Origin of the sequence: Bacillus cereus group sp. RP43 (assembly GCF_040459645.1) — a bacterium.
Taxonomy (GTDB): domain Bacteria; phylum Bacillota; class Bacilli; order Bacillales; family Bacillaceae_G; genus Bacillus_A; species Bacillus_A mycoides_C.
Genome location: NZ_JARVHQ010000002.1, coordinates 366,408 through 381,017, shown reverse-complemented (window position 1 = coordinate 381,017; position 14,610 = coordinate 366,408). Strand labels below are relative to the sequence as shown.

Genomic DNA, 14,610 nt, shown 5'->3' with positions numbered 1-14,610 from the left:
ATTAATTAAATTACATAGAAGAAAGTGAACGGGGGAAGTATATTTTGGCAATGTTAAGTTGGAATGAAATACGAGCAAGAGCAATTAGCTTTGCTAATGAATGGAAAGATGAAAAAAGCGAAAATGCAGAGGCAAAATCTTTCTGGGATGGCTTTTTTAATGTTTTTGGTATATCTCGGAGGCGTGTTGCTACATTTGAGCAAAAGGTAAAAACTTTAGATGGGAGTAATGGTTTTATTGATTTATTATGGAAAGGTGTCCTATTAGTAGAGCATAAATCTCGAGGAAGGGATTTAGAAAGGGCATACAAGCAGGCGAAGGACTATTTTCCTGGTTTGAAAGAATCAGAGCTACCTAAATACATATTGGTATCTGATTTTGAAAGATTTGCTTTATACGACTTGGAAACAGATGAAAAACGCTCTTTTACGTTAGAACAGTTACATCAAAATATAGAATTATTCGGTTTTATAGCGGGTTATCAAAAACAAGAGTACAAAGAGCAAGACCCTGTAAACATTGAGGCAGCGGAGAAAATGGGGGAACTACACGATAAGCTAAAAGAAATTGGCTACACGGGACATGAATTAGAAGTTTATCTTGTACGCCTTCTTTTTTGTTTGTTTGCTGATGACACAGGGATATTTGAGAAGAATATCTTCCGTGATTACATAGAACAAAATACAAAAGAGGATGGAAGTGATTTAGGTATCCACCTTGATGCCATTTTTGATATCTTAAATAAACCGAAAGAGAATAGATTAAAAGCGATTAGTGACTCACTCAATCAATTTCCTTATGTAAATGGAAAGCTTTTTGCTGAAAGGTTGTCTTCTGCCGCGTTTAATGCAGAAATGAGATATTTATTCTTGGAGTGCTGTACACTTGATTGGGGGAAAATTTCCCCAGCCATTTTCGGTTCGATGTTTCAAAGTGTAATGAAGCCTGAAGAACGTAGGGAGTTAGGAGCGCATTATACAAATGAACAGAACATTTTAAAAGTAATACAACCGTTATTTCTAGCTGAATTAAGATCGGAATTTGAAGCAACGAAAGGAAATAGAAGAAAATTAGAATTATTTCATGAGAAGTTGGCTAGTTTGAAATTTCTGGACCCAGCATGTGGTTGTGGGAATTTCTTAATAATTGCATATCGTGAAATTAGACTGTTAGAAATGGAATTATTGAGAGAACTAACTAAGGGACAGATGTCTTTACATTTAGAATTTTTACTAAAGGTAAATGTAGACCAATTTTATGGAATTGAGATTGATGAATTTCCTGCTCAAATTGCTCAGGTAGCTCTTTGGCTTATGGATCACCAAATGAACATGAAAGCTAGTTATGAATTTGGTCAATACTTTGTGAGACTTCCATTAAATAAAAAAGCAAATATCGTTAATGGCAATGCTCTAGAATTGGATTGGCATAATATTATTAGAAATACAGAGCTAAATTATATTTTAGGAAATCCTCCTTTTATAGGAGCGTGGTTAAGAAACGATAAGCAAAAAGAGGACTTTTCCAAAGTTACAAAAGATCTAGGTAAAACTGGTCAGCTTGATTCTGTAGCATGTTGGTTTGTTAAAGCGGCTGAGTATATTCAGGATACTTCAATTAAAGTAGGGCTTGTTTCAACAAATTCAATAGTGCAAGGAGAACAAGCTATTATATTATGGAAGTACCTTTTCGCAAAGAAAGGAATAGAGATATTCTTTGCTCATCAGACATTTAAATGGTCAAATGAAGCTCGTGGAAGAGCAGCAGTTTATTGTGTAATAATTGGCTTTAGTAATTTTAAAATTTCGGATAAAATTGTCTATGAATATCCTGATATTAAAGGAGATCCGGTTGTAAAAAAGGTGAAGATGATTAATCAATATTTAATTGAAGCGCCTGTGAATTTTATTGAGGTTAGAAGAAAACCAATTTCTGATGTGCCAAAAATGTTGTTTGGCACAAAAGCAGTTGACGGAGGTAATTATCTTTTTGATGAAGATAGTATGAAAGAATTTATTCAAAAAGAGCCTTTATCAGAAGCGTATTTTCGTCCTTGGATTGGCGCAGAGGAATTAATTAAAGGAAAAAAACGTTTTTGTTTATATCTCGCAAATTGTCCACCTAAAGAGCTTAAAAAAATGCCTTTAGTTATGGAGAGAATCAAAAATGTGCGTAGAATCCGATTGGAGAGTAAAAAGGCTGCGACAAACAAATCAGCCGAAACACCTATGCTATTTGGAGAGCCTAGAATACCTACTGCGCCGTTTTTAATAATTCCTCGTGTAAGTTCAGAAAATAGAAGGTATATTCCTATTGCTTTTGCTTGCCCCCCAACTATTACAAGTGATAGGGTGTTTATCTTAAGTGATGCGAATTTATACTTATTTGGAGTAATTACATCTGCTATGCATATGGCATGGATGAGGACTGTTGCTGGGAGATTAAAAAGTGACTATAATTACTCAAATACAATAGTTTACAATAATTTTGTTTTTCCAGAACCGAATGCAAAACAACTAAAAGCAATAGAAAAAAGTGCTCAATCAATACTTGATATTCGCTTGAGATATGAGGATAGCACTTTATCTGATTTATACCACCCATTAACAATGCCGCCGGATTTATTAAAAGCACATCAGCAATTAGATAAAGCAGTAGAGAATGCTTATAAAAAGAAGTTTAAAAATGACATTGAAAGAGTAGAACATTTATTTGAGTTGTATGTAAGTAAAGATAAATAATAAAATATCAATTTTATTAAATAACGCTCATTATCTTAATTGATTGATGAGCGTTATTTTTTGATTTCTTTCCTTACATTGAAAATAAACACAATATAATAATATTATGGAAAGACGTGAAAGAATGTGAACAAACGTTCTATTTTTCATGTCTTCATAATTTATCAAGTACCTTTGACTTGTAACAGTCATGTTCCGTTAATTCGATTCGTGTTGGCAATTGTTTTATACTGCTTTATCAATGCTATACAATATTTTCGCCTTACGTTTCAATTGCGTTAGTAATACTTAAATACCAAGAACGTTTCCCATTGTGCCATTTTTTAAGTGACAAGAAATCATCCCAATTGAGTTCATATATAACTTTTGAAGACATATCGTCATCTAATATTACAATAATAATATATTCAAACAATTACTTTTATGGCAAAGTTGAACCATTGTCATTTAATCAATTGAATACACTTGTTTGATTGATGATCGTTGCTTTAATACTGTAACGCTCACCATATTTATTAATAACATCAAATCCCTATTTAAAATTAAAATGCGTTTTAATGAAAATGGAATGGTAAAGAAATTAAGGGATTTTTACAGAAATATTCGAAAAGATGTTTATCATGAATTGAAAAATAGCGAAGTAACATTAGAAGATATAAAATTAAAGATTACTGATAAGTATAAAAGAGAAGTTGAGAGGTTAATTGAAGATAAAAGAAAATCTGCTTTAACAAAATTAAAACTAGATTATCTAGAGCAGATGAATAACCCTAAGGAAATCGAAAAAATTTCAAGAACGATTAAACAAGATATTAAGGACTATCAAGAAACAAATCAATAAAGACCTAATCAAGAGATGAGCAGATTACTAAATTAAGAGATAAGAAATTAATTTTTACAACATTTTAACAAGTACTGGTATGTTATAAAAATAAAGAGAACAGAAATATCATAAATAAAATTTCTTTTAAGTGTTCTGGGCGTAACTGGCTTGAGAATTATTGGTTAAACCTTAAACTTAAAGTAACGGTTACACCTACTGATGAGTTAGTATCGTTACAACAAGTGCTTTTACAAAAGAAAAAATAGCCCCTAAAAATAAATTGATGGGAACATTGGTAAAAGAGCCAGCAGTAGAATCACAGGATATGGAGACAGAAGAATTTCAACCACCTCAATTGAATCAGCAACAGATAAATAAGGATATTAATTGGTATCAGCAGAAGATCCTTCATTATAAAGAGGAAAATAAATGTAGTTTAAGAGATATTGCAAAGGGAATAGAGATATCACCTTCTAATCTTTCGAAGTTGTTAACAGGTAAAAGGAAAAGGTTAAGCGAGGAAACACGTAATAAATTTGATAAGTGAATTGAGAGGCAAGAGGTAGTTTATCTACTGTAAACTTTATTTTAAAATAAATATACATGTACAAAAGGATTTATCCAAAGTAATGGTTAGGTCTTTTTCACATGCAAATTTTATATAGAAAGAAGATTTAATAGAAATTAGAGCGTTGCTTAAAAAGAAGTTTTGGTTTTACATAGTAAAGTAGATAATATATAAACAGAGAGTAAAGATAACGGAAAAGAGGGAACCGATTTGTGTAATTGTGGCATTTGTGAGGAAAAAAATAAAGAATTCCAATGTAGCATAACAGGGGGTGCTGTTTGTGAAAGCTGTTGCAATGACTTTCAGTTGAAAAAAATTAGAGGTAACTGGAGCAATTTTGTAAATGTAGGAAAAGATGAAATGAAATTTTATTATATTAGTGAATCATGCCTAAAATGTGAGGGATTAATAAGAAATCAAAAGGTTGACTTAAAAGGGCCTGGAGGAATTATGAATTATGAGTACAATGGTAAATATGTTTTTAATGGTTTTAGGGATTCCTATGCACATAATTTTTTTCATAAGAAAAAAATTATATTACTAGAGTCCATGAATTCACTGGATATTCAAGGAGTATATGATCTAGCGGAAGCATATTACTTCTCAGGAGAATATGAAAAAGCGAGAAAATTGTTAGAAGATTCAGAGGGTAGGGATGCTTATAGTGAAGTGTTGTTACTGCTAGGGAAGGTATATTTTCATTCGGATAACTTAGAGGCTGCTAAGGAGTGTTTATTAAAGTCTTTAAAAATAAATGAGGATCATGCGGAAACTTATCGTATATTAGGAGAGGTATATCAAGCAGACAATAGTCTTATAAATAGCGCATATTACTTTAATCTAGCCATTGAGCATTTTGATATAGATGAATATAGTAGACCAAATGATGATTTTCTAGAATACACCTATCTCGGTTTAGCAATAGTATATTCTAAGTTAAATCAGCATGATGAAGTAATAAAATCAGCAGAAAAGTTTTTAGAATTCCAATATAGTTGGGATACTTTAGTAGAAATGGCTCGTGAGCAAAGAACGGGTGAAAAAAACTATATAGGTTTTGGTGGTTTTTTTGCATGCGCTACTATATATGAATTAATGGCATTAAGTTTCTTAGAAAAGGAAAATTTAACGTTAGCTGAATTATATATTAATCGGGCTCTAGAATTGGATCTTAAAAGTACAAATATTGCAATGACTAAAGGAATAATTGTTGGTAGAAAACAAAATGAGGGAAAAGTAAGTGAGTATAAGGAGCAAATTAGCTTGTTAAAGCAGAGTGTAGAGCTGAGGGCTAGTAGCATTAACAAGCTTAAAACGCGAAGACCAGAAGAACAAGTCAAACTGTATACTGATAATGAGGAAGAAACTGTATGGAGTTTCCTGGTAGGAAAGGTATTTGATACTTTGAAGACAATTGAGAATTTATCACCAATTGTTACGCCATCTGAGAATAAAGCTGCTGAAGAAGATAGATATACAGATTTGTTTAAATCACTTATGGATTCCAATTTAGTAGATACCTTTGGTTGGATTACTCACACTCAAAGCAGAGGGGGTTACACACGTAAAGAGATGGGAGATAGAGGGGGAATAGGAGAAAGGGATATAGTTATTCGCTCTCATCAAAATAAAGACTTATTAATGGGGGAAGCTCTAATATTAAGAGGAAAAGATACTGCGAGCATAAAAACTCATACTCAGAAAATCTTTGGGTATGATGTAGGAAATTGTAACTTCCACTTAATTATTAATTGGGGTTTTAGTGAAAAGCCTGATTTAATTTGGAATGAGTATAAAGAACTAGTAATTTCTCGGCAAGATGGTATTTATGCAGTAATTGAACATGGAGAAACAGAAAATTTATATCCAAAGATTAATAAACAAGGAATAAGAACATTTTATACTAAACATTCTACAGATGTTGAGAAAGAAGTGGCTATTACGATTCACGTGTACGTTGATGTATTAAAAGAAATGAAGCGAGAAGGTGCTGAATTAGCAAGGAAGAAGTAGTACGACGTGATGAGGGTATTTAATAAATAAAACGATTTCACCATAATATAAAGTTTGTTTGGAGGAAATTACTATTGTTACAATCATCAACAGGAGATGAAAATACAAAATAGTAAAGTATGTAATTAATGTGGTAATAAGGTTCCTTCAAATGTTATTGCATTCTGTGAAAAAAATAGTGAAAGATTTAGTGGCCGTATTTACTGTTATAATCATCAGAAGAATTTCTAACTAATATCCACATTAAGTATTGGAAAAGAGAGGCTATAATTACTTATAAGTAATTATAGCCTCTCTTTTATTGTCCATATAAATTAAAAGATTAATGCAGTTACGATTAGAGGGTGAATATCTACTTAAATAGTTATTAATAGTGGTAATAAACTCATCATAGAAAAAGTTTTATTGTCCTTCCAAGGAATTAATTATTTCGTCGAATTCATCAAAAGGATCCCAATCTTTTCTCCATTGTTGAATGAATTGTACATCGTTGGATTTGGGTAGTTGATTACTTTCTAATTTATGAATTTCAACAACTGCTGGCATAGGTATAGCCTCTCCGATAACAAGAGCCTCCCGCTGTTTAAAGGAGGATAAACTATCAGTCAAAGAGCTTACATCATCAGGTAATAATTTTTTAATATACTCTTGATCACTAGGGTTTGTTACTCTCATCACTACAAAGCTATTACATTGTGAGAATATGGTTTCTGATATTTCTGAAGGACGTTGGCTTACAATCATTGCTGATACACCATACTTTCTACCTTCTTTAGCAATTCTTTCGACAGATTCCTTCACAGATTTGTATTTTGCTTCTGTACTTCTAGGAATATAATTATGAGCCTCCTCGTAAACCAATAGGAACGGTATTTTCACATCTTCGCTTTTTTTTATTTTCTTTCTATGAAATGCAAAATTGAAGATTAATCGACTAATTAAAGAAACAATATTGTTAATTACTTCAAAGGGCATACCGCTTAAGTCAATAATTACAACATTTTTCTTTTCTTTAATTACACCGGCTTCTTGATAATCATATCCAATGAATTGTCTAATAATATCAGATAAACTACATTTATATTCATTACCTTTATTCAATAAAAATTTTAATCTATCATCATGTAATTTGGTCTCTAATCGATTGATGAATCCAGTGAAATTACCATTTAATTTCGATTTGGTTACGCCAGTGGCTTTATCAGCTTCCTCAAGTGTTTGGAATAAGGTTCCGTTATTTCGGTTTTCTTCATTATCATGAATTGTTACAGTTCCTAATTTAAAGATTATATTACCATTCGCTTCTTTTGAGATATTATAGTTTTTTATATATTGAAGCACTTCTTCAATACTAAAGTACACGGGCGTATCATATGTGATTTCGTCTTTAAAGTTTCCATCGTCATCTTTATTATGGAATTTTTTGTTTAATATAACAGCTCTTTTAAAAATATTTCTTTGGTTGTGGTCTGAACCTTCTACATCTAAAAAGAAAGCCTCAAGTTCTTGAGAGTTCATTAGCCAATAAGGAAGTTTCATATCCTCTACTGTCAGTACCCTACATTTATCATTGAATGAGTGTTCATATTCCCCATGAATATCAAAAATGATGATATGTGAATTATTTAGTAAGCCTTCTTTTTGTTCACCTGTAAAAGGTTTCCTACCTTCATGTAAAATTTTTGCTACTGTACAAGATTTCCCGCTACCAGTAGAACCTATTACCGCCAAGTGTTTATTAAAAAATTTATCTCCATCCAATACCACATCAATAGATTTACTATTTAATGAAAGAGCTTGAGGAAGTGAACTAAAACAAAATTCTTTCTCTTTGATATCGTGTTGAAAAATATTCTTTAATAATTCGCTATCAACAATTTCTACATGGTTAGGAGGAATTGTAATGTTATTACTACCTCTATAAAATTCTCCTTTTTTAATATAACCAATAGGATGGATGTCCAGTATAAATGAAGGCTTTTTCTTCTTTATATTTATTCCTTCTAAGTATTCATTCATATCTTTAATTTTATAATTCTTTAAAATACCGATTACAGATTCATCAAATTCATCTGTAATTTTCACATAACTACCTATAGAAAATTTTTCGTTTGAATTTTTAAACTTATCGGCATCTGTTACTTCTACTTGTATACAATTTGGAGAAACAGAAAGAATTCGAAAGAACTTATTACTTTTGTTTTTTGTGGTAAAAATTTTACTTATATCGTTTAATCCTTTTATATCCTTTGTATCTTCTATAACAAATATAGAAGCATTATCAATTTTACAAATGGAATCATGGTAATCATTCTTGCCAAAACTAATAATAACATCAATCCCATTAATGTCATTTACATTGTTTATAAAGTTTCTCGATGAGATAAGTTTTATTTGATAATCAGCTTGTACTATAACACTATTTTGATTACTATATACGAGTGGTTCTTGGTTAAATGTATTAATGTCAAATATGTTCCAACTTTCATGAGCGTCATTAAATTTAATGTTTCTTTTAATAAGATCACTCTTTAACCTAGTGATTTCATCATTCCTTAAATCTAGTATAACTGTCCATACTTTATGTTTATTAAGTGCTTCATTTAAAGCAAAGGAATCTTCTATGATGTTAAAAATTAAATCGCTAAACGTAATTGAGCTTTCTTCGCTAGAAAAATATTCTTTTCCGATATAAAGATATTTATTTTTTGTTTTACTCAATGCTTTAGCAGTCTTTAGCTGATCAGTTATATAATCGTAATAATTATTTTTACCTCTATGCCAAGCGAACCATTTATTAAATAATATAAGTTTTCTATCGATTCCATCAATAAATTCTTTCTTGGTAATTCTTCGTTTTTCATTATGCTTTTCTTGAGCTCGTCTCAAGTAGTTTTCACTTAATAGGTTTTCGTGTAAAGCATGCAATTCTACTTTATAACTTTCTATTTCATCTGTGTATTTTGAAAAATCTCCTTGTTTAAGTTTTATTCGTTGCTGTCTATATTTTATACTTTGTTGTAATGTTGAAATTTTATTTTTTACCTCTTTGTATTCATTTTCTAAACTTTCCCCAATTTCGCAAGTTTGAATGGCTTTATTAAATATAACTTTAAGAGCATTATTGTAATAGTAATTCTCAGCATCCCCTGTATCTTTACAATTATCTATATTTTGCTGTAATAAAGTTAATACTTCATTGTATTGATCATTTATATCCTTTGCATCTAAATCTATTTTTAATGCTTTTATAAATGCTTGTAAGTGTTCGTCAGTTATACCAAAATCTTCGTCGATATAAAGTTGTGTCTTTATAACTCCGTGCTTATCTTTTGTAGTAAGTATATGTTCCTTCAAAAAATCTAAGACATCTACGTCATCTTGATTAATAAGATTTCTATTCTCATTAAGTTTTAGCTTTTCAGTACCCTCTTTAAAATGTGCATATAAATAATATTCCCGTGTTATACGATCATTTTTTAAATCATTTTTGAAGTGGTTAAACATTTCTTGGATAGGTTCTTTTATTTCTGACGTCTTATATATAGATTTGGCATAATATTTAACTTGAATAGATACATTATTAATATTATTTAAATCCTCAACATCAATGTCTTCGATACCTTCCACACCGATTAAGGAATCATCACTTTCTTGACTAAGTAATTCTATGATGGTTTTATCGAATTGATATAAATAACCCGCAATAGTTGACTCAGCTGAACGTTTTCTTTCCATACTTTCACCTCTAGTTATTTAAGAATTTATGAACCTGTCAATAAATCCATTTTAAGTTTTGTATATTATGTTGTTAATAAGTTAGTTGTATTAATAATTCCTTTTGAGCGTGTTACCGTTTTTGACGATACTACTTTTCGAAGTAGCTTGTATGATTTACAAAATGCTGAAGGGAAATTTACGCGATTTTTGTGGTACAAGTTATACAAATTCCCCTTTGTAATAAAGAATGTACTACGATTTTGTTATCGGAGACGCGTCCTATGATAGTAATGATGCTCATACAGCTGTAAGACATATTAAAGTATATGTAGTTAAAACAATCAATAAGTGAAAAGGAATGAGAATGGATATGTATGCCCATGTCGTTCCACTCTTTTTAGAAAATCACATTTGGAACTCAGTTTTTCCATCTTCTAAAAGACAAAGGCTCGAAGAACTCGTAAATGTGTGGGTATTACCAATAAAAGTCTCATGCTCAAATCGTACTTCTCATACATAATCACTTCCTTTTTATTTTTTGGATAATGTTTCAAGCTATATATTTATTTTATAGGATTTTTAAGATTTTTTGAATATGCAGAAGGTATTTTAACATTTAAATATATCTTCATTAAACTTTTATAATGCGTCATCTCTTTATAGGTAGAAAAAATGAATGGTTTATACCATTAGTTAAATTGCGTTAAAAAACCAAAAATTAATCCCAAACATTCAATTGACAATGAGTTCAATATAACTTCTTTTCAATTTTATAATCTGCACCCAATTACTTCCTTCTTTTCTCCTCATATTCTATAATTAATCTATAAAATTAAATGGGGGTAACTTCCAAAATGAAGCTTCAAATCGTGACCCAAAAAGCTACTCAATTTGAACCCGATATTTCATTGCTTGCTGAAAAAGAATCAGGGCGCAAAGAATTCGTAAAACGTTTTCCATTAGAATCCTTAAGAAATCTAACCATAGAAGAATATGCCAATACTAAAACGAAAGATTGTTTCAATTACTGGCTCGAGCGAAAAAATATTTTAGGCGGTATTGGCGGAGCCAATTCTGCTAAATTCGGTATTTATCTTGCTAAAAATGGTGAGTACTGTAAAAGTTACGGTAAACAAAAAGTGGTATTAAAAGATGAACAGTTACAAGAGGAATTTAGAGTCTTAAATGAAGGGATTTGTGAAGCAATTCGACTTGCAAAGGAAGGCCGCATTTCTGAAATTCTTAAATTGAATTTATCAATTTATAATATGGTGCTGCTAAAAATTTTAAATATTTATGTTCCAGAGAAGTTTTTTAATATTTATTCACCACCAATTTTGATTGAGCTTGGAAAGGAATTACATATAAAAGATGAATTGCTTACCCCTCAGAATGCAATTGAGTTGAATCATGAAGTGTTACATGCTATTAAGAAAGAAAATGTTTTTTTTGATTGGTCTAATGAAAAAATTTCAAGATTTATCTGGGATACATTTTCCGAACGGGATAAATCGCTAGATAAGAATACAAACTATTGGCTAGCTGGACATACATATGGAAAAGATCGCTCCATCCAAGATTACTTGCTTAAGAACAATTGCATAGCGATAGGATTTTTACATGAGGATTTATCACCTCTTTTAGAAGAAGAAAATATTGAGGATATCATTGATGAGAAAGAAGAAACATCAGCTGGACAAAAAGCATTAAAGCAATTTTTAAAAATGAAAGAAGGAGACCTTGTTGCTTTAAAAACATCATTTACTCGTAAGATTGATGGGAAGACAAGATCGGTGTTACGAGTTAGTGCTGTTGGAAAAATTACCAAAGATACTATTGATAGTTATGAATTCTCTGAAGAGTACGGACATCTACTTCCTGTTGAGTGGATTAATACTGAAGAGAGAGAGTTCATAGGTTACGGAGGATATCGTAGTACATTAAATGAAGTGAAAAATAAAAATGTCATTAACTTAGTATTTATGCAGGGGAAGGAAACAAGCAATACGCCTCAAGAATTTAGTGGAGTATTAGATACAGATCCAAGAAACCATGTGTTTTTCGGTCCACCTGGAACTGGGAAAACATATCAAATTGTTGAACGTGCTCTTGAATTAATCGATAAAAGAACATATGAGGAACTGAAAGCAGATAGACGAGAAGCATTACAACAAGAGTTTTCACGTTTAACTAAGGCAGGACAAATTCATCTCGTAACGTTCCATCAGTCCTATGGATATGAAGATTTTATAGAAGGGTTGAAATCTGATGGGAAAGGGAACTTTGTGCCAACAGATGGTATTTTGAAAAAAGCAGCCCTTGAAGCGATGTATGAAGGAATTCAAAGCACTAATCAGGACTTTTCTAATGAAGTTCGTTTTGAGCAACTTTATGATTATCTGGTTGATAATGGTTTGAAGAATAATATTCAATTCGAATCAAAAACAGGAACGACAAATTTCATTTCATACATTTCAGAGCAAAATAATATCGTTGTAACGAGTGAGGATGTAAAAACTAGTTCAATAGTTTCAAAGAATCGTTTACTAAGTTTGTATCGCTATGTTCAGGAGCATGATATTGATTGGAAGAATAATATTATGTTTGTTCGTGAGGCGATTGGCGGGTGTAATCAGACGAGATATTGGTCTGTACTAAATTGGATATTAGAAAAAATGGAAGATACAGTAGAAGGCGAAGAAAAAATTGAAGTTGAGGGAGAATCGAAAAAGACAATTATTCAAAAGGTATTGCTGGAAAACGGTTCCTTTGATTATTCGAATGTGAAAAAACATGTTGTAATTATTGATGAAATGAACCGAGGTAATATTTCTAAAATTTTTGGTGAGCTGTTAACGTTACTGGAAGAGGATAAGCGTTTAACACAAAGTAATGAATTGATTGTTGAACTACCTTATTCAAAAGAGAAGTTTACGTTACCTCCCAATCTATATGTAATTGGGACAATGAATACGGCTGACCGCTCCATAGCTTTGCTTGATACAGCGTTACGCCGTCGCTTTGTGTTTGAAGAAATCATGCCAAATACTGATCTTCTTGAATCGATTGGTGATGAAATTGATCTTGCTGAAATGCTTTCTGTTATTAATAAGCGGATTGAGGTGCTGTATGATCGCGATCATATGATTGGGCATGCGTATTTTATAAACGCGAAAACTGATAATGAAGTTATAGCTATTTTTCAAACGAAAATCATTCCACTTTTACAAGAGTATTTTTATGATGATTGGGAAAAAATCGGCCTTGTTTTGGGTGGAATCGGGAGCTCAAAGGAAGATCAATATATTGTTTATAAAGAAGAAGTTAATGTAAATGAACTGTTTAAACAAAAGCCATCTATTTATATTCCTGCACTGTACCGAGTAAAACGAAAATTAACAGCGCAAGAGCTAATAGCGATTTATGAATAAGACAATTATAGTGCGTGAGGCATATGACTGGATTACTGAAAACGACGTTACAGCAGAACAATTTGGTGAGCTTATACGGTATATTGAAGAAAAATATCCAAATGAACAGGTGATTGATCAAAAGTATAAACGACTTCGCTTTATTAATTATGTTGGCGTGATCCAATGTTCTGATGTGAGGTACGAAATTATTCCCAAAATAAAACTCACATCTAATGACGATCGAAAGGAATTGCTAGGAATGCTTTCAATTACAGGCTTTTTGCCGGTTTCATTTTATGAGGAAGTACTAAATGGTGAAGATAGAGGGGAACTGCTTACGGCATTTCTTGCTACATTTCTTACCCGTTTGCTGAATGAACTCAGAAAAGGGACTTATAAAACATACGAATGTCATGAAGAAAATTTAAATACACTGCGTGGCAAACTCGAGTTTAGTAAACACATGTATAAGAATGTATTTCAAAAAACAAAAGCATATTGTGCATTTGATGAATATACGGAAAATAACTCTTTAAACCAGCTATTTAAATGTGCATTGCTCATTGTAAAAAAGCATACAAAAATACATACTTTAAAACTTTATCTTGAGCGCTGTTTAGGCTACTTAGAACCTGTGGATTTAGTGCATTTCACAGAAAAGGAATTAAAGAGCATTACATTTAACCGACAGAATGAACGTTTTCGTCAAGCTGCTTTATTTGCTAAGCTAATTGTTGAGCGGGCAACGATTTATAGTAAAGGACGAGGAGCGTCATCGTTCTCTTTCTTATTTCAAATGAATATGTTGTTTGAAAAATATATTGAAGTAGCACTACAAGAGGCTTTTGGTAATAATAAAATAATCAGTCAGCATGCAGAGAAGAGGCTATTACGTAACAAGAAGAGTGGACGCCAAAATATTTTATTAAAACCAGATTTTGTGATTGATAATATGATAATCATGGATACAAAGTGGAAAGGTGCAACAAATAATGGAAGAAGTAGTTATGTACAGAGTGACATTTATCAAATGTATGCGTATGTCACGTCTTATAAGGAAGTTAAAAGGTGTATATTGCTGTACCCGAAGCAGGAGGTAGAAGCTGTTCATCCTGTGTGGGAAGTTATCGATACTGAAAAAACTATCGAAATGTGCACGATAAGAATTGATGAATTTTCCGAGACTGTGCGAGAATTAAATGGAATTATAAAGGGTAATCATGTTTCTTTAAATACTCAATTTGATATGGAGAATTAGGAGAAGTAACTTTAAATTAATGAGAGTTACATAAATAATAAAGATGTTCTACATCAGGTGATATATCCTATTGG

The 14,610-nt window shown here is 31.4% G+C and carries 6 protein-coding genes and 1 pseudogene; 6 read left to right on the top strand and 1 reads right to left on the bottom strand.

What is annotated here, in order from left to right; genetic code table 11:
- Positions 1-50: 50 nt before the first annotated feature.
- From QCI75_RS28530 to QCI75_RS28515, 4 genes and pseudogenes are all read left to right on the top strand, one after another.
- Positions 51-2,741 carry a class I SAM-dependent DNA methyltransferase gene (locus tag QCI75_RS28530; RefSeq protein ID WP_353761971.1) on the top strand — a complete coding sequence of 897 codons (2,691 nt, stop codon included), beginning with the start codon at positions 51-53 and terminating at the stop codon, positions 2,739-2,741.
- Between the two features lie 568 nt (positions 2,742-3,309).
- Positions 3,310-3,582 (top strand): ribosome-recycling factor, encoded by a 273-nt coding sequence (locus tag QCI75_RS28525; protein ID WP_353761890.1) that lies wholly within the window; start codon positions 3,310-3,312, stop codon positions 3,580-3,582.
- 128 nt (positions 3,583-3,710) lie between these two features.
- Positions 3,711-4,111: pseudogene (locus QCI75_RS28520) on the top strand (helix-turn-helix domain-containing protein); the annotation flags it as partial.
- A gap of 327 nt (positions 4,112-4,438) precedes the next feature.
- Positions 4,439-6,145 carry a tetratricopeptide repeat protein gene (locus tag QCI75_RS28515; RefSeq protein ID WP_353761887.1) on the top strand — a complete coding sequence of 569 codons (1,707 nt, stop codon included), beginning with the start codon at positions 4,439-4,441 and terminating at the stop codon, positions 6,143-6,145.
- A 402-nt stretch (positions 6,146-6,547) separates the two neighbouring features.
- Here QCI75_RS28515 and QCI75_RS28510 read toward each other — a convergent pair whose 3' ends face one another.
- Positions 6,548-9,883 (bottom strand): ATP-binding protein, encoded by a 3,336-nt coding sequence (locus QCI75_RS28510; protein ID WP_353761885.1) that lies wholly within the window; start codon positions 9,881-9,883, stop codon positions 6,548-6,550.
- An 836-nt stretch (positions 9,884-10,719) separates the two neighbouring features.
- Between QCI75_RS28510 and QCI75_RS28505 the strand changes: the two genes are divergently transcribed.
- Together QCI75_RS28505 and QCI75_RS28500 are read left to right on the top strand one after the other, a co-directional pair.
- Positions 10,720-13,296 carry an McrB family protein gene (locus tag QCI75_RS28505; RefSeq protein WP_353761883.1) on the top strand — a complete coding sequence of 859 codons (2,577 nt, stop codon included), beginning with the start codon at positions 10,720-10,722 and terminating at the stop codon, positions 13,294-13,296.
- Positions 13,289-14,536 (top strand): McrC family protein, encoded by a 1,248-nt coding sequence (locus QCI75_RS28500; protein WP_353761882.1) that lies wholly within the window; start codon positions 13,289-13,291, stop codon positions 14,534-14,536. The genes QCI75_RS28505 and QCI75_RS28500 overlap by 8 nt, the downstream gene beginning before the upstream one ends.
- The last annotated feature ends 74 nt before the right edge of the window (positions 14,537-14,610 follow it).

Bases quoted from the DNA above. Each gene is read 5' to 3' on its own strand.
- QCI75_RS28510 (WP_353761885.1), bottom strand. From the start codon at position 9,883: ATGGAAAGAAAACGTTCAGCTGAGTCAACTATTGCGGGTTATTTATAT.
- QCI75_RS28530 (WP_353761971.1), top strand. From the start codon at position 51: ATGTTAAGTTGGAATGAAATACGAGCAAGAGCAATTAGCTTTGCTAAT.
- QCI75_RS28525 (WP_353761890.1), top strand. From the start codon at position 3,310: ATGGTAAAGAAATTAAGGGATTTTTACAGAAATATTCGAAAAGATGTT.
- QCI75_RS28505 (WP_353761883.1), top strand. From the start codon at position 10,720: ATGAAGCTTCAAATCGTGACCCAAAAAGCTACTCAATTTGAACCCGAT.
- QCI75_RS28500 (WP_353761882.1), top strand. From the start codon at position 13,289: ATGAATAAGACAATTATAGTGCGTGAGGCATATGACTGGATTACTGAA.